Genomic DNA, 17,895 nt, shown 5'->3' with positions numbered 1-17,895 from the left:
TCCTCCTTTTAATCTTTATCAGAATATACTTCAAGTTCATGGAAAGTCAGATGTTTGGTATGCTTGTTGGTTGTATTATTATTTTCGTAATTCGAGGGATACATATTATAGGTTCCATTAAATTTAATCTTTAAATAACGAAATCCCTCTTTTTGTTTATCAATATCTATACTCATTGACTTATAGATAGGAGCTGCTTCTTCCAATGCGCTTAATGTCGCAAAACGATGTGTGTTAGTGGTACCGCCACAAGTTACAGCATGGTATGTCCAACGTTCTTCATCAGAAATATCCGGATCATCATTGAACGAACTTATGACTTCCCATTCCATACTATCCCAATTAAAATTGTTAACCTCTTTCCGGCAGCCATAGATTGTCACAGAGCAGGGTAGTTTATTCATCAGATAATTCTTAAAGTATTGCGGCCCTTTATAAGAGGTATTAATTGGAGGCCTCCCCCAATCAGGAGCGGGTTTAGAATTAAATCCTTTTTTACCTATATAGCGGTATGCATAGAATCGGATTTCAGATACTGGACGCATCTTTTTCAGGTCAATATACATCGGTTCGGATGCTTCGCCTACTCCATTTTCTTTGGAAAGGAAAGTATAATAATGATGCAAATCTTGAGTCTGAAACCAGTATGTGCCTTTAGTATCTCCATCTGTCAAATATTCGATACCTATTTTTTCTTCCGGTATTTCCAATGAGTTTTTGTAGATAAGTTCGAATTTGGATGGCTCCAGTTTTTCTACATTGAATGCATGGATTTCTTCCCATACTCTCTCTTTTACAATGTATCCCCGATAATCTTCCACACGTACTATTATAGTATGGCTAGGACGTTTTTGTTTGGGAGTGTAGTGCCTTATGTCTCGACCTTCTGTCAATGGAAATGACTCGATCCATATCGTATCAGTCTGATTGTCTAAAGGGTTTGTTCCGATATAGAATATATGAGCCATGCCTGTAGTTCCTTCCGGATTACTATATTCAAGTGTACATCCATTCCAACCGGATTTTACCTCTGCACTGTTGATAAAACAAATTGGTGCGGAGTCTAACGTGTCAAAAGTAACATTGATAGGTTGTGATTCTTCGTTATTTCTTTTTAGGAATGATATTTGTGCCGATATATTACTCGCCTCCTCATTGAATCCTGTTATTGTCAACAAGTCTGTTGAGTTACTGCCTGTCTTTAATATATGATTACCGTACACATCCTTGTAGCGTACATTTATCGCTATAACGTCCGGATCGTTAGGTAACTTGTAGCGCAATACTGCGCCACCCATTGCCGGTGTAAACTGGAAACTGCCAGCTGGCAAATCAACAGTAAACCCCTCTGGATTGCCATTGCAGGAAACAAAGGAATAAACCGCTATTATTAAGTAGATTATTTTTTTCATAACAGTCTTTTTTTAAATTTGATCTAATGATTACCAACCGGGATTCTGAACACATCCTGAAATCATCACTTCCTCACTGCTTATAGGGAATAAATAATCGCGTGGAGCAGTAAATCCCCGTTTCTTCCACACGATAATAGGTTCTTTGTTATTGTTATAGAATCGCTCTTCCGTATCTCCTATAATGTTCCATCCATAAAGCGGTGCGTTGAGCTCTTCATGTGCGGTCATCCAACGACGGAGATTATAGAATCTGCGGCCTTCGAAAGCGAACTCGATATTCCATTCCTGACGGATAATTTCACGCATGCCTGCTTGTGTCTCTACCTTTTGAGGATTGCGGGCATAAGTTCTCCACGCATCACGGACTTTCGCTATGCCTGCGCGCATACGGACCTGGTCCAGCGGGTCATAAACTCGCTCATCGGGTGCATCCAGATATTCATTCCATGCTTCCGCTGATGCCAGTAACAAATCCGGAAGACGAAACAGGATATCACCGGATTCAGAAGAGCTGTTGGTATAATAATCTTTCAAAGCTACATCCGCATTGTCGAACTTCTTCACATAATATCCTGTCAGGCATTGTGGAATACTTGGATCATAACGCTTGGAAGAAGTTCCCATTAATTGTCCTTGGAGGCATTCGCAACGCATGGGCTCATTGGTACTGTTCACACTTTTTTTGTACCAGAAAGTGTTGTGAGCTATGATGTTAGCGTAGAAGCGGGGTTCGCGCCGGCGATGCAAGCTTAGCACTGCTTCGCCTAATGGAATAATATTCTTATACCGTTCATCACTTTCCATTGTCATAGCATAGCGGGAAGCTAACCATTGTTTGTCTTCTGAGAGGGGCAAACCATGTTCTGTATAATACATTTCCACCATTTTCATGGAAGCTCCGAATCCTCCTACACAATATTGATCATAATAGTTTAATTCCTCTTCAGGAAATCTGGGATGATAGAAAACGGGTGGGGATAAACGTTGGTGCCGTACGCATAACAATACTTCCTTATTGTTATAGTCATAATTAAGACAAGACTGTTGGATATCTCGGATTGTATTCAGCATGGAAGTAGGCCATTCAGAGCTTCCCTTTACTAATTGCTTCCCTCCTTTCGAAGCTATTGTCAAAGCTTCGTCAGCAGCTTCTGCGGCTTTTTTCCATTTCTCTTTGTCGTATGCAGGAAAAAGACGCTCTCCATTCTTATTCACCATGTCAGCCATCATCGTGTTACCATTGAATAATTTGGAAGCTGCATAAAGTAACGTCATAGCTTTTAAGGTGGCTGCTCCTTCCTTGGAGAAATAAGCATAGTGATTCTGCTCCTGTTCTTTGTAATAAGGCAGTTTGGAGATAGCAGCATCGCAAAGTTCTACGATTGCATTTACTACTTCGTCAATCGGTCGGCGAGGCTGCTGCATTTCTTCAATGGGAGCTGATGCTACGATATTTTCGGGAACTAGAATGATAGGACCGTAGCGGCGCATCAGCTCAAAATAATATTGTGCTTTTAATGCCTGTATTTCTGCACGCCAAAGGTCTTTTTCTTCCTGTAGCATATTATATACGCCGTCTATATGGTTTAGAAACAAGTTACAGTAGCGGATGCCGCCATATAATTTCGTACTTTTCCATACATTCCCATAAGGTGACTGCGCCATTTGTAAGCCGTCGGCAATCATTAGTCCCGGTATGCCATAGCGGGTATTTAAGCGGGTGTAGTCATCTGCTACCACCTCATCCGTTCCCCAAAAAGACGGACAGGTATTGATGTCGGAAATCTCCATTGTTATCATGGAATAACATGTCTTAAACCAGGCATAAGCATCTTCCCGTTTCTCGAAGGTTGTTTCAATTGTCTCGATATCGTTGTCGGGTACTACATCCAAATAGTTTTTGCAACTAGTGAGAGAGACAGACGATACGAATAATAAACTGTATATGATATTCTTTGTTTTCATCATCATGCATTGCTTTTAGAATCTAATATTTAATCCCATAGAATAGGTCTTCTGAATAGGATAATTGAATCCGTTCTCGCCCAATTCAACATCCCATATTTTGAAGTTTGTAAAACAGAAAGGATTGTTTGCGCTGATAAAGAACTTTATATTCTGCATCTTCCAATTGTGAAGCAGCTTTTTAGGCAGATTGTACGCTAACTGAAGGGAAGTGCAGCGTAAGAAACTGCATTCGCGCATGAAATAGGTGCTTTTACGTACTTCGGCTCCGCTATACCAGTCTTCTTGTGGATTATGAGAAATGATATTCTTGGGAGAAAGGCGAGGCCAGAATGGTTTTGAAGTCATATTATATTCTGACCAATGATCTTCATAAATAGCTGTCAGCATAGCATGATCGCCATAGAAAGGGGAAATAGACTTCGGATTTATGAAGAAAGTACGTTTGCCAGAGCCTTGAAATGCGAAACTGAACTCGAAGTTCTTGTAATTCATGAAGCCACTGAATCCATAAATCATTCGTGGAGTCTCCGGATAGCCGATGTAAGTGGCATCTGCCACAGTAATCACTCCGTCACCATTTAAGTCACGGTACTTGATATCTCCTGGCATTACATCGCCATCTTGTCTGGGAGAATTGTCGATTTCTGCTTGGTCGCGGAATACTCCTTCGGCGATATATCCTACAGCCTGATGAATTTCCTTGCCTACCATACGTTGCCAGATTGGCTTGTTGATAGCTTCTTCGATTTCTTTATAAATGACTTTATTATAAGTGGCGGTGGCGTTTAATATCATCCAGAAATCATTGTTGAACTGATGTTGTATTTTAGCCGAAATATCAATTCCGCGTGAACGAGTTTTGCCTATGTTATCTAGCGGAGGTACTTCTATACCTACGTTTGCCGGAATTACATAACGTTTAGATAGGATGTTGTGACGAAATTCCTGGTAGAGGTCTGCCTGTACTTCCAGTAGTCCTTTGAAAAATTTGGCTTCAATGCCTAAATTGGCTTGTTCAGCTATTTCCCACTGGATATTATTGTCTCCGTAGAAATTTACAATCTTGCGAGATATTGATCCTGCCGTCTTATAGGCTTCTACATCTTTTGCTGTACCTGAACTGGTTGAGCCGATGTCTTGCAAGTACACATAACGTGGAGTGGATATGATGCCGTCGTTACCTACCTTACCCCACGAAAAGCGGAGTTTTAAAAAAGAAAGCCAACTTGAAGTCGGATGCATCCATTTTTCATTGGAAGCCACCCATGCTGCTCCCAAGGCAGGGAAGACTCCCATGCGGTTGCCTTCTGCAAAACGTTCGGAACCGTTATAGCCGACACTGATTTCACCAAAATAACGGTCTTTATATCCGTATGCCCCACGTGCCGAATAGGTCAAATTGCGTTGAGGCATTCCGTTTAAAACTGATGATATGGGAGTAAACGTGCGTTCGTATGCCTGAATCACTCCTGTCAATGAAGTTTGGTGCTCTCCCCAGGCAGCCGTATGATAAACTCTTCCCTCATAAGTGGCACGGGTGTCTGTGGAGTTGTTGTTCCCACCCACTCGAAGCGTTTTCGAAGCCATCGCGTTTCCTACTCCTGCCAAGGTATGCTTCCCGGTTTCAAAATCATATTTTTTTAAATAATACTTATAAGGACTGGTAGTAAATGTATTGTCGTAATAACCTGACTGAACATAGGAAGCAATTAAGCGTACTTCCAACCCTTTTACCAGCGAGCTTAGGTTGTGAATATATTCCGCTTTGTTGGTGGTGGAATAGCGAGTACGTTCTTTATAGCCTTGCTGGTTTAGCATGTAAGGGTTGATGGCTCCGGTAGCTGTTGTGCCGAAACGAATATGTGGCCAACTATAGTTCGCATCAGCAGGATATATGGGAGCAAAGTCTACCGGAGACGCGTTAAAAGCATACGAATAGGCGGCAGATTGGTCGGTCACAGGTCCATGATATTTATCTATATTAGTGGACGAGTTGATCACTAATCGTATGCCTGAAGTCAAGTTAATATTCAGATTGGTACGGAAACCCACCTGATTGTTAGTGATATTGCAGTCAAAGTCGTTCAGTCTGTCGGATTTCAACATTCCCTGATCTCTGTTATAATTGATGGAAGCATAATATTGTATCACCTTCGAACCGCCCCGGATGGTAGCACCGGCACGATGGTTGACGCTCTGTTCTTTAAAAAGAATGTCATACCAGTCATTGGTTGGATAAACCCAAGATGGATATCTGCCGGAAGCCGTACGATTGATATGCTCCACGCTATATTTGGGAGTTCCGGCATTGGAACGCCCCATGATAGCTTGGTTATACATTTTCATATAAGTGATAGGGGGGACTACGTCTATCTCTCGTGTCGGTTTGCCGATAACGATCTCATAGCGTGCAGTTGTATAGACACTTCCTTCTTCTCCTTTCTTGGTAGTGACGAGAATCACTCCATTGGCACCGCGTGCGCCATACATTGCTGTTGCTGAGGCATCTTTCAATACGCTGAAAGATTCGATATCTTCTACTGCCAGACGCGATAGCTCTAGCTTGGAGGATTCTACTCCGTCGATCAATATCAGCGGGTCGGAGTTGGCGTTAGATTGGAATGAAGTAATACCGCGTACATAGAATTTGGTGTTCATCTCATCTTCGGTCAAGGCTCCCGGAAGCCCGCCGGTTTGCCAGGCAATCATTCCGGGTATTTTCCCTGCGAAACTTGAGGTTAAATCACTGCTTGAGGTCTTCAGTTCGCCGGGGCGTATAGTGGCAATGGAAGATACTACGCTTTCTTTCTTCTGTGAACCGAAAGCTACGACTGTAACTTCATCCAGATTTTTCGAAGAGGGCTCCAGATTCAGGTTTATTGTAGCTTTTCCTTTGACGGGTATTTGTTCGGTTCTATAGCCTATGAACGAGAAGTTAAGTACGTCGTCCGGTTTTACCTTTACTGTATACCGCCCATCAAGATTGGTCATGGTTCCCTGTTTTGTGCCATGGATTCTGATATTTACTCCCGGCACGGGAAACCCATTCTCGTCTACCACTTTTCCTTGAACTTTGATGGTCTCTTCCTGTCGAGATTCTGTCGTGCGGTCGGTCTCTTTCAGTGTCACCGTGATAAACTGTTTGTCGATAATGTACTCCAGTGGTTTGTTGCCAATGATTTGTTTCATGGCATCGTGGATGTCCTTTGCACGAATTGTCCCATTTACGCCAAATTTGTTCACATCTTCTGTGATGAACATGATTTTGTAGCCTGTCACCTTCTCCAAGCGTTTGAACACTTGGGGGAGTCGCTCGTTTTTCACTTCAAGCATTATTTCCCTGCCTTTCTCTTCCTGGGCAATTATTGCGAGCGGGTAGAGATGAGTAATAAGGAAAGCTAAAATGAAAATAACTGAAAACTTTTTCATAAGCTATTCACATTATATAAATTAGAGTTTTATACTTAAATCGGAATCCTCTAACAATAAGGCACCCCTGAAAGTGATTTTTTTCTCAAAATCATCTTTAGAGAGGAGGCAGGCAATTGGAGTTTGTGATTTGAAGAAAGGGATACATTCGTATCGAAAGCGCTTGTATGTAGGCAAGGCCAGAGTATTGGGGGTGGTTTATCGGATATATACGGTGTTTCCATTCAGGGTGGCATGAATCTTTTTCATGCGGTTCAGCAGGCTGATTGCGCGTTCTAACGTTTGATTGCGTACGCAGAAATATCGGACATGCATATTCATCAAATCTTTATTCTCGAATACGACGTTCATGTTATACCAGCGTCCGAGTTCTCGTGTTACATCCACCAGGGGGGCATTGTCGAAATAGAAGTATCCGTCTTTCCAATAAGTATAGATGTCTGTATCGACAGTCTTTACTACAAAGGCCTCATGCTCGCGCCATTGAGCGTCTTCACCGGGTTTCAGGCAGACTGCATTGCCCTGGTTTTTGCTGTCGCTGACTTTCACTTGGCCGTTGATGAGGGTTACGTGAGAGTCGTGGGATGCGTAGTTGCGCACATTCAGCTCCGTCCCTAATACTTGTATCTGCATGCGGTCTGTATGGATGATGAACGGGCATTCGTTGTTTCTAGCCACTTTGAAATAAGCTTCGCCTTTGAGGTGTACTATCCTGTTTTTGCCGGCAAACTGCAAGGGATATTCCAAGCTGCTTTCCGCATTTATCCAGACGACGGTGCCGTCGGCGAGAGTAATCTTGAAGTCCTTTCCTCTAGGAGTGGAAAGGCAGTGTCTTTCGATGTCTTCTTGGGGCACTTCCGGATTGTTTCTGGTTCTATAGTTAAGTTCCAATGTGTCTTTTTTGCTAAGTGAAGTGCCGATTGTGTGCAGCATCTCCTCGTGTGTTTCCCGTGCCAGAGGAATCCGTTCTCCCGTACTGGTTTGCAACATCACTTGTTGTACGCTGTCGATGGCTTCGAAGGTGACAATCCCATGTCTGGATGCAGAGACTCCGGATAGCCATGTGTAAAGAAGGAGGATGAGAAAAGATGCAGCCATGCCTGTGAGCGTGCCCCACAAAAAGCGGTACGATTTTTTCTTTCCGGATGAAGTGCGGGCGGACGACCGGTTTGGAAAGGGGGCAGGGCGTGTAGCTGAAGGTCGAATCCGATGCCTTCTGAAGCGGAACGCCTCCCATTCCTTTTCCACATCGGGGGCGTTGCTGTCGTACCGGCGCATGAGGGCATTCTTGCAGCTTTGCAATTCCCGACAGGCACGCATGAGTTCCTTGTCTCCGGCCAACAGGTTGAGTTCTTCGTCCGACAGCTGTTTGCCTTCTTCCATCGACCTGACTGCTTGTTCCAACTTATCTTCTTTCCTGTTCATCGCTTCTGATAGTCCGTTTATTATATATCGTATTAAGTTCTTTTTATATACTGTTTATTTGTCTTTTTTAGCAATTGCCGCCCTAAACGTCTTCAATGCATTGACGATGTGTTTCCGTACAGCGCTCACGCTAATGCCCAGTTCGACGGCCGTCTGGCTGTATGTTTTTCGCTGGAAGTAGCACATCTTCAGGATTCTGCGAGTTTTGGGGGTAAGTTCTTCCAGCACACGGTAGATTTGCGAGATCTGTTGCTCTGCTTCTTCGCATGCGTTGTCCTCTTCGAACCCTTCGCCGTACATGTGCATGTATAGATCCGCATATCGCGCTTTAGCCGTTTCATGCCGGATGTAGTCGATGCACTTGTTCCGTACCAGTGAGTACATGTAACCGGTGGCATTGAACTGCTCTTTCTGGCAGAAGATCCTCCATGTATGTTCGAAGGCATCGCTCACGATGTCGCGGCATACCTCTCTGTCTTCTATCATTTGAAGAGCAAAATAGTAGAAACGAGAATAATTTCCCTTAAAAAACTGCTCAAACTCAATCTCTTTTTCCAATACTCCGAATGTCTTTTATTTGATTTATTGAGGGTGTGTGCAAAAGTAATATTTTTGTTTTTATTTCAAAAACAATTGCGCCCGTTTAGGCTGAACATGATTTGTTTACCAGCTTATCGCCCTCCCGACGTGGGAAACGAATCTCTCTTCGAGAGCGCTCGACTGCTCTCGAAGAGACCGGTTATTCGATCTCGTCCGGGCAGACGGAGCGTTTGTCGCGAACGGGGGAGCGTGGAATCAGTCCTTTCGCCTGTACTGGGAGGGACTTTCTCCGAAAGTGTTTTTAAACAGCGTGCTGAAGTTGCGAGGATGTCGGAATCCGCATCGTTCGGCAACGTCGCTGATGCTGAGACGGGTGGTTTTCAATAGCTGGCAGGCATGTTCCAGACGGCATTTGGTGATGTATTCGTTGATACCCGTTTTCAACACTCTCTTGGTCTTGTTGTATAATGACGCCCTGCTCATTCCCATTTGCCGGGCCATGAAGTTGACGTCCAACTCTCCGTTACCGATGTTTTCATTGATGATACGGTTGAGCTGTATGATGAGATGTTCGTCGGCAGGAGTAAGCTCTTGTCCTTCTTCGGGCATGTCAATGGCTGCATAATGCTTTTTGACAATCTTTTGGTTTTTCAGGATGTTCTGTATCTGTATGAGGAGCAGATCCATATCGAAGGGTTTGGTTACATACGCCTCTGCTCCCAGCTTGAAGGCCTCTTCCATTCCGGCGTCGTCTACACACGAAGTGAGAAGAATTACGGGAATGTAGTTTAGTTCCGGCTTCTGCTTGATGTAGCGGCACAATTCGAAGCCGTTCATCCGGGGCATTCGTACATCGCTCAGCACCAGTTGCGGAGTTCGTGAAGCGATGATGGGCAAGGCCTCCATGCCGTCGTGAGCTTCGTATACTTCTTTGAATACAGATTGAAGGTGGCAGATGAGGTAATTGCACAAATCGCGGTCGTCTTCCACAATAAGGATGGAGTGAAACTTCTCCTGATTGTCGGATTTGTTGTATACCTTCACAGGGGAATTGTCCTCAGGAGGCGCTACGGTGTTGAGGTAAGCCTGCGGAACCGATTTAATGTGAGTGGTTTCCCGGCGGTAAGGCAGGGTAAAGAAGAAACAAGCTCCTTTCTCTTCATTGTTTTTCGCCCCGATGCTTCCTCCGTGCATTTCCACCAGCTGCTTGGCATACGATAATCCGATACCCGACCCTTGTATGTTGTGCTGTCCTTGATAGAAGCGGGTGAAGAGATGTCCGATTTCTTCTTCCCGCAGTCCTGCGCCCTCATCCTTCACGGCTATGCGAATGTACTTCCCTTCCTCCTCAAGATGCGTGGAGACCGTCACCGTAGAATGTTCTTCGCTGAATTTATATGCATTCGTCAGCAGATTATTGATGATGATTTCGCATTGGTTGCGGTCGAAATACATCTCTTCTATATTCTCGTCGGGCTCAAAACCCAACGTGATTTCGCGCATGGAGAACTCTTCCCGGAAATCTTCCAGAATAGCTCTGATCCAGTCATTCAAAGCCGTCGACGACATGCGCAGTATGTTTTCCTCCACTTCCATCTTGCGCATGTTCAGAATCATGTCGATGATGTTCTTCATCTGGCGCGCCTGTTTGAATGCGCTTTGCACTTTGATCTGTTGCTCCCGGGGAATCCGGCGGCTGTTGAGCAGTTGCTTCAGGGGACTGTATATGAGTGTCAGCGGTGTGCGAAGTTCGTGGTTGATATTGATAAGCGCGCGTACTTTCTCTTTGTATATTTTTCGCTCTTCTTCCTGCAACTTGTGTTTCATTCTCCGGTTGTGAGTATGGATGAGAGTGACCAGCAGCAAAATGCCGGCTCCGATACAGAGGGCGATAAACCAGATTTGCTTCCACCAGGGAGGCAGTACTTCGAAATCGAGCAAAGCGGATTCTTCACTCCAACTGCCGTCGTTCTGTGTACACTGTGTCGTAATCCGGTAATCGCCCGGAGGAAGGGTGTGAAGGCTTAGGAAGGGTTGCGCTGTTTCTATGTATTCGTCGTTGAGTCCTTTGATGCGGAAACGGAAGATGCGTTTGCGGAATACATCCGCACCTTTCAACTGCACATGAATATCCAGCGAGGAGAAATGATGGGGAACCCGTAACTCAAGGGATGGTGCTACAGCTACTGCCGCTCCGTCGAGAAATACCTCCTGGAGCACTGGGGAGGCAAGTTGTAAACCGGTTGATGGACGGAGCGGTTTGTTGATACGCAGCAACCCTTCCGAGCCCCCCATGTAGATATTGCCGTCGGCAGTTTCCAATACCGGTTTCGACAGGAAATCGTTGGGAAGCACTCCATCCATTTCACTGTAAATAATGAAATGATTCTTTTTCGAGTTGTAAGCATATACCACTCCCAGCGATCCCATCCATATCACTCCGTCACGATCTGCTATAAGTGAGGTAATGACATCGTTTCCATCAGGCAGTTTGATGTCTTCTTTTTGTCCGTTGTCCGGATGAATACGACTTACCCCGTTCGGTCCGGCTATCCAGAGAATACCGGAAGAATCGAGGTCTGCCGCCATTATCTGATTGTCTTTTTCGTAGAATACCATTTCAAACTGTTTCGTGCTCATGTTATACCGGAATACTTTGCTTCGGTCATGAAATAAGGGATTCGAGCGGTGGTCACCTATGTATACCCACGATGTGTTGAGAGGTTTCAGATTTACAATAATCGGCTCCATGCGGTGTTCGGAGGGGAGGTAGCGGTATACGGAACTTCCATACAACTCGATCTCTTTTTTCGAGTTCACTCTCAGGTTGATGGGAGAACCGCTTCCCACCAGTTTCTCTTCGATGCTTCGGTCGGGAAAAACGAACCGGCGGTAGTCTCCCGTCTCTTTGTCGAATAGATAAAGCCCTTTGCTGAAGCTGGATACCAACAGTGTGCTTTCCGTCAACGGGCATATCGATACGATTTTCTCGCCGAAAGTACGGGGATAGTGTGTGAACTGTTCCGTATCAGGGTCGAACCGGTTAATGCCTCCTCCGTCTGTACCGATCCATATCGTTCCGTCTGTATCTTCCCATAAGTGGAGCGGGCATTTCTCAGATAGTCCCGACGGTTGGTTCGGGACTGAAGTGGTATAAGTGGTAATGAAGCCTTTCTCCACACCCAGCACCCCTTCGCGCACCATTCCTATCCACATGTGATTATCGCTTCTGAGCAGGCAGGCCACTGAGTTGGCGGGGAAATCCCGGTTCGTTTGGGTGGAAAGTACTTCCACTTCCCCCGTTTCGGGATAAATCACATTCACTCCGCCCCCGTCTGTTGCCAGCCAGATGCTTTTGTCCCACTCTTCGATGTCGAGCACAATGTCGTTGCTCAGCGCCGAATTTCCCGTATGATATTCGGCAAGCAGTCTACCTGTCTGATCATAGCGTTTCACTCCTTTACCGTAGTAAGATATCCAGTAACTCCCTTCGCTGTCCCGATACAGGTAGTATATGTTTGTTGTCTGCAGAAAAGGTGCGGAACTTAACTCTCCTGTATATTTATCGATTATTTTGAGTTCCCACCGGGCGGTCAGCGCCAGATAATGCCGTGTGTCGTACGGAAGCAACTCGATGATGTATGTGCCCGGAGTGTTGAGTGGCAATCTCTTCGTGAGCGATAGATTTTTATTATTGTACATCAATAAGGTATCTGTGACGGGAATTGTCAGCTTGTCGCCATCGGCAAGCAGCGTAGAAGCTTTTACCGGCTGTTTCCGATAAAGAAGCGTCCGGAGTGAGTCTTGTCCCTTTTCATGATAGCTCACTCCTTTTGTGGTGAATACCCATGTCCGGTTTTGATCGTCTCCTTGAATCCTGCGTATATAGTGCGTGCCTTGTCGCAACGGAGCGGGCAGGGCATATTTCTTTATTTTGCTCCCGTTGAATCGATAAACACCTTGTGTGGTTCCTATCCACAATGCTCCGTTGTGGTCGTCATACAGCGAAGTTACGGAGGAAGGAAGCCCTTCTCTGATAGAAAGCTGCTTGAGGTGGTAGTAAGGCAGCCGGCCTGCATATAGAGAGAGTATGCAGCATTGGAACCATAAAAATAGTCGTATTCGTGCTTTCATTGAGGGCAGGGCATTTTTTTAAAGCAAAAATACGGAAAAGAGCGCTAAACCCCAAGAGAATGGGAGTATTTACTTCCTTTGCCGTCTGCGTATGGACTTGGAGCTGTCTTTCATTCATGCTGCATCTTTCCCCGATGGTTGCTCTGATTTCGAAGTTGTTGGGAGATAAAGGCTGAAGATGACGGACTTCGGAAAACGGACAGGAATCACGTTCGACCTTTATGATGTCGGATGATAAAGGCTGAAGATGCCGGACTTCGGAAGCGGGCGACAAGAAGCCGGCTTTTCGGTAAATCGCGTTAATAAATAAAGAAAGCTATGAGTCGTTCGGCAACTTTGTTATATCTTTGCAGTTTTAAAACACCCAACTTAAAGTAATGAAGGAATTTATACAACTCATGCGCCGTTTTGTGGCGCCTTATAAGAAATACATCGGGTGGGCGGTGCTGCTCAACATTCTCTCCGCTGTTTTCAATGTATTTTCATTTACTCTGCTGATTCCTATACTGAATATTCTTTTCAAAACGGGCGATAACCAAAAAGTGTATGAATTCATGGAGTGGGGGAGCGGAAGCCTCAAAGAAGTAGGGGTGAACAACTTCTATTACTACGTCTCGCGTATGATTGAAGCAAATGGTCCTACTATGACTTTGCTTTTTCTGGGGTTGTTTCTTGCTTTTATGACTCTGATGAAGACAGCCTGTTATTTCGGCTCTACAGCGGTGATGATCCCTTTGCGCACGGGAGTGGTGCGTGATATCCGCATCATGGTCTATTCGAAAGTGCTGCATTTGCCTTTGGGCTTTTTTTCCGAAGAGAGAAAGGGCGATATCATTGCCCGCATGAGCGGCGACGTGGGTGAAGTGGAAAATTCCATTACCAGTTCGCTCGATATGCTTTTGAAGAATCCTATTCTGGTTGTGCTTTATTTCACTACACTGATCATTACGAGTTGGCAACTGACGCTGTTCACCATACTCGTATTGCCTGCCATGGGCTGGGTGATGGGCAAAGTGGGGCGGAAGCTGAAACGTCAGTCGCTCGAAGCGCAGGGCAAATGGAGCGATACGATGTCGCAATTGGAAGAAACATTGGGCGGCTTGCGCATTATCAAAGCTTTTATTGCAGAAGACCGCATGATCAGGCGTTTCTCCAAATGCAGCAACGAGCTGCGCGACGCTATCAATCGGGTAGCCATGCGTCAGGCGCTGGCGCATCCGATGAGCGAATTTCTGGGTACGATTCTTATCGTGGCGGTGCTGTGGTTCGGAGGCGCGCTCATTCTGGGAGAGAGTTCGTCGATCGATGCCCCTACATTTATCTTCTACATGGTGATATTGTACAGCATCATCAATCCGTTGAAAGAATTTGCCAAAGCGGGGTATAACATCCCGAAAGGATTGGCTTCGATGGAGCGTGTGGATAAGATATTGAAAGCGGAGAATAACATCAGGGAAATAACCAATCCGAAACCGCTGAACGGGTTGACGGACAAAGTGGAGTTTAAAGATATTTCTTTCAGCTACGACGGCAAAAAGGATGTGTTGAAGCATGTCGATCTTACTGTTCCGAAAGGAAAGACAATCGCTTTGGTCGGTCAGTCGGGTTCCGGGAAATCGACGCTTGTCGACCTTCTGCCGCGCTATCACGATGTGCAGTCGGGACAAATCACGATAGACGGAACCGACATCAGAGATGTGCGCATCTCTGACTTGCGTAGCCTGCTGGGAAATGTGAACCAAGAGGCAATCTTATTCAACGATACTTTCTTCAACAACATCGCTTTCGGTGTGGAGAACGCTACGATGGAACAGGTGATAGAGGCCGCCAAGATAGCCAATGCACACGAGTTTATTATGGAGAAACCCGAAGGGTATGATACGAATATCGGCGATCGCGGCAGCAAGCTCTCCGGGGGGCAACGGCAGCGCATCAGCATCGCCCGCGCTATCCTGAAGAATCCTCCCATACTGATTCTGGATGAGGCTACCTCCGCATTGGATACGGAATCGGAACGTTTGGTACAAGAGGCTTTGGAACGTTTGATGAAGACGCGCACCACCATTGCCATTGCCCACCGCCTGTCTACTATCAAGAATGCCGATGAGATTTGCGTACTCTACGAAGGAGAGATTGTAGAACGGGGCAAGCATGAGGAGCTGATAGCTTTGAATGGGTATTATAAGCGGTTGCACGACATGCAACAACTGTAGCCGTTTTTTTCTTTCTGATTAAAAGATTTCCTCAAAATATCGTACGCTATTTACCGATCTTTTCTTCAGTGTCTTTTTTATACTCCTTACGGATGCTCTCTGTTTCCGAAAGTATTTTCCCCTATTCGTATACCTCGGCAGGCGCAGTACGGTCAGCTACCCTCTGTTGCTGCACCCGCTCTGCCGCTTCCATGAGTGCTGTCTGATCGTATTTGCGTGCTTCGAAAGCTTTCCATATATAGACCGACCTTAGTTTCCCATTGGGGAAACAAAAGTTTCCATAAAGGGAAAATAAAGTTTCCCCAGTGGGAAACTTTTGTTTCAATAGTGGGAAACTGAATGAAACATTCTTTCCTCATTTGCGAACTGTGAATGATTGATTTTCTAATTCCCTTATGTCCAATCTATACCAAATATGCGATTGCCCGACAAAGTCTCAATCGGCTTCCCGCACTTCTTATTTACCATGCCTTCCACCCTTGTCCGACGTTATGAAAATATGAAAGATATTCGTTTGATACACCATCGGAAATGACACAAAAGAAACTATCTTTATGTACGTCAAAAATGTGAAAACTCAAAGTTATCATGTATATTTGCATCTGAAAAAATTATAGACAATGCACGCTGCAAAAAAGTATACAGAGTTTGAAGAACTATTCAGGAATTCCTATAACCGGCTATACTTCTATGCGCTTAACCTGATTGGGGATAAAGAAACGGTTGCCGATATAGTAGGCGATGCTTTTGAGTATCTTTGGAAGCATTACGAAGATATTCAGGATGCCGCTACCCCACCCCTTGCTGCGCTATATACTTTTGTCCGCAGCCGGTGTATGGACCACTTACGCCGTTGCGATATTAGGAACAGGTATGAAGCTTATGTAACACTCTTTTCCGAGCGTATTGACGATGAAGAGTATTGGGAAGAGCGGCACGAGCGAATTTCGCGAATAATGACACTGATCCAGCAATTGCCTCCCAAGACTCAGCAAGCATTTAAGTCTTGCTTCCTTTATGGAAAGAGCTACAAAGAGACCGGAGAGGAAATGGGGGTGTCGGTTAATACGGTAAAGACGCATATTGTAAAGGCCCTGGCCTTCATCAGAGAACGGGTAAGAGGAGTTAAAGGCAATTAAAAAAGAGAGGAAAATCACCTGTTTTCTTACTGAAAACGTTATAATATAAGTTTGAAGAAAATACGAATTTGCAGATATTAAGGAATAAGTTGATAAAAGAGTATGCAGACCAAAATTCTAACAGCAAACCGCATCTCATTGATTGGGTGATTTATTTGCGCACTCTTTATATCTTTTGTCAGCTCGCTCCTCGTTAACTCAATAATAGTATGAAAAGGAATAAACTGTCGATTCTTGACGAGCAGAATTATGAATATGCCGTACGAGCATTGAACGATCAAAAAGTGCGTTGCTCGGAAGAGTTCGAATATTGGCTTAGCGTGGATTCAAATCGTGCCTTATTTCAAGAACTGTCCGAAACCAAAGAAGCGCTTATGCTTTTGGAGCCGGAGATGGTTCCCGACACGGAGAAGGCTTGGCGCACTCTTCGGTCGAGAATCTCTGTCCGGCGCAGAACCGGAATATTCTATTGGGGAGTGAGTGCGGCAGCAGCTTTTCTGCTACTCATAGGGTATTTTCTCTGGATGAAAGAAAAAGAAGTAGTTGTCTTTACCACTGTATCCCAATCGGGCGAAGTGATGCTTCGCGTCGGAGAGAATGAGTCTGTTTCGATAGATGCACTTACACAAGAAGCACATCTAAGCGCAGAACTCGGCGCAACACTGAATGCCGGAACATTGGCTTATTCACAAGAAAGCCAGCAGTCTTCGGTCAAGATGCACACGCTTGCCACACCGCGAGGACGGACGTTTCACCTTGCTTTGAGTGATGGTACGGAAATCTGGCTCAATGGGGAAACTACGTTGCACTATCCCTCTCGCTTCACAGGCGGCGAACGCAGGGTAGAACTCCTCGAAGGAGAAGCTTTCTTCCAAGTTGCACCTGACACCTCTTTACCCTTTGTGGTGAAAAACAAAACAACGAAAACGCAAGTCTTAGGAACTGTTTTCAATGTGAGAGCCTATCCCGGCGAAAACAGGTCTGTTACACTGCTTACGGGCTCGGTAGAAGTTTCCGACACGTTTAAGGCTAATAAAGTAAAGCTCGCACCCGGCGAAAATGTTTATCTCGATGCAGCCTCCTCAAGACTTGTAGCTCAACCAGCCGATGTCAGTGAAATGACTGCGTGGAGGGAAAATCTATTCTGTTTCAGAGAAACTACATTGGAACATATTATGAAGGCTATTGGGCGGTGGTACAATCTCACGATTGTATTCAAAAGCCAAACCGCTATGCACTATCGTTTCAACTTTTGGGCTAACCGAAATGAAACTCCGGAACACGTGCTTCGAATCCTTAACCTGACAGGAAAGGTAAAAGTCAGGCAAGATGGAGGAACAATTGTGATAGAGGAGTAATTCTTTTTTCCTATACACACTTAATTTATTTTACCGGATACTACCGATTTTCAATTGCTCCTATACCCCGTCTGTTGGTGGTCTGTATCCTTTTCAAATCCAGAGGAATTTTCCGTTTTGGGAAAATGGTAGGTATTCAGATTGATGTTCGTTCGAATATAAAGTTGAAATAAAAAACGAGATGCGTTCACCCACTTTCTCTTTCATTTCGTATTATAAAAAGAATAAACATTGATAAAAATATAACCGAAACCGAGAGATTATCTTCGAAATG

General features: G+C 44.9%; 9 protein-coding genes. 3 read left to right on the top strand and 6 right to left on the bottom strand.

Translation table 11 applies throughout. The features are described from left to right. Window positions 1–8: 8 nt before the first annotated feature. The 6 genes from GGR07_RS01470 to GGR07_RS01445 form a co-directional block, all read right to left on the bottom strand. Entirely contained in the window at window positions 9–1,412 is a 1,404-nt protein-coding gene (locus tag GGR07_RS01470; protein WP_081723993.1) for a DUF4959 domain-containing protein, read from the bottom strand. A 30-nt stretch (window positions 1,413–1,442) separates the two neighbouring features. Continuing rightward, window positions 1,443–3,383 carry a RagB/SusD family nutrient uptake outer membrane protein gene (locus GGR07_RS01465; protein WP_249173703.1) on the bottom strand — a complete coding sequence of 647 codons (1,941 nt, stop codon included), beginning with the start codon at window positions 3,381–3,383 and terminating at the stop codon, window positions 1,443–1,445. A 12-nt stretch (window positions 3,384–3,395) separates the two neighbouring features. Then, on the bottom strand, window positions 3,396–6,812 hold the full coding sequence (locus tag GGR07_RS01460; RefSeq protein ID WP_034542254.1) for a SusC/RagA family TonB-linked outer membrane protein: 3,417 nt from the start codon (window positions 6,810–6,812) through the stop codon (window positions 3,396–3,398). 198 nt (window positions 6,813–7,010) lie between these two features. After that, complete coding sequence (locus GGR07_RS01455) at window positions 7,011–8,237, bottom strand: FecR family protein (protein ID WP_021646821.1); 1,227 nt, start codon at window positions 8,235–8,237, stop codon at window positions 7,011–7,013. A 54-nt stretch (window positions 8,238–8,291) separates the two neighbouring features. Continuing rightward, window positions 8,292–8,795 (bottom strand): sigma-70 family RNA polymerase sigma factor, encoded by a 504-nt coding sequence (locus GGR07_RS01450; protein ID WP_021646822.1) that lies wholly within the window; start codon window positions 8,793–8,795, stop codon window positions 8,292–8,294. A 237-nt stretch (window positions 8,796–9,032) separates the two neighbouring features. Further along, window positions 9,033–12,911: a hybrid sensor histidine kinase/response regulator transcription factor gene (locus GGR07_RS01445; protein ID WP_122056393.1), complete on the bottom strand. Its 3,879-nt coding sequence runs from the start codon at window positions 12,909–12,911 to the stop codon at window positions 9,033–9,035. Between the two features lie 377 nt (window positions 12,912–13,288). On the opposite strand from GGR07_RS01445, the gene GGR07_RS01440 reads away from it, so the two are divergent. The 3 genes from GGR07_RS01440 to GGR07_RS01430 all read left to right on the top strand — a co-directional run bounded on the left by GGR07_RS01440 (window position 13,289) and on the right by GGR07_RS01430 (window position 17,621). Further along, complete coding sequence (locus tag GGR07_RS01440; RefSeq protein ID WP_034542255.1) at window positions 13,289–15,124, top strand: ABC transporter ATP-binding protein; 1,836 nt, start codon at window positions 13,289–13,291, stop codon at window positions 15,122–15,124. Between the two features lie 620 nt (window positions 15,125–15,744). Next, entirely contained in the window at window positions 15,745–16,263 is a 519-nt protein-coding gene (locus tag GGR07_RS01435; protein ID WP_034542256.1) for a sigma-70 family RNA polymerase sigma factor, read from the top strand. A gap of 209 nt (window positions 16,264–16,472) precedes the next feature. Then, window positions 16,473–17,621, top strand: a complete 1,149-nt coding sequence (locus tag GGR07_RS01430) for a FecR domain-containing protein (RefSeq protein ID WP_122056392.1) — start codon at window positions 16,473–16,475, stop codon at window positions 17,619–17,621. Window positions 17,622–17,895 lie beyond the last annotated feature (274 nt).

Origin of the sequence: Bacteroides pyogenes (assembly GCF_014196225.1) — a bacterium.
In the GTDB taxonomy this organism is placed as follows: domain Bacteria; phylum Bacteroidota; class Bacteroidia; order Bacteroidales; family Bacteroidaceae; genus Bacteroides; species Bacteroides pyogenes_A.
The sequence above is the reverse complement of the archived record's forward strand: the minus strand, read 5'-3'. Positions and strand labels throughout refer to the sequence as shown.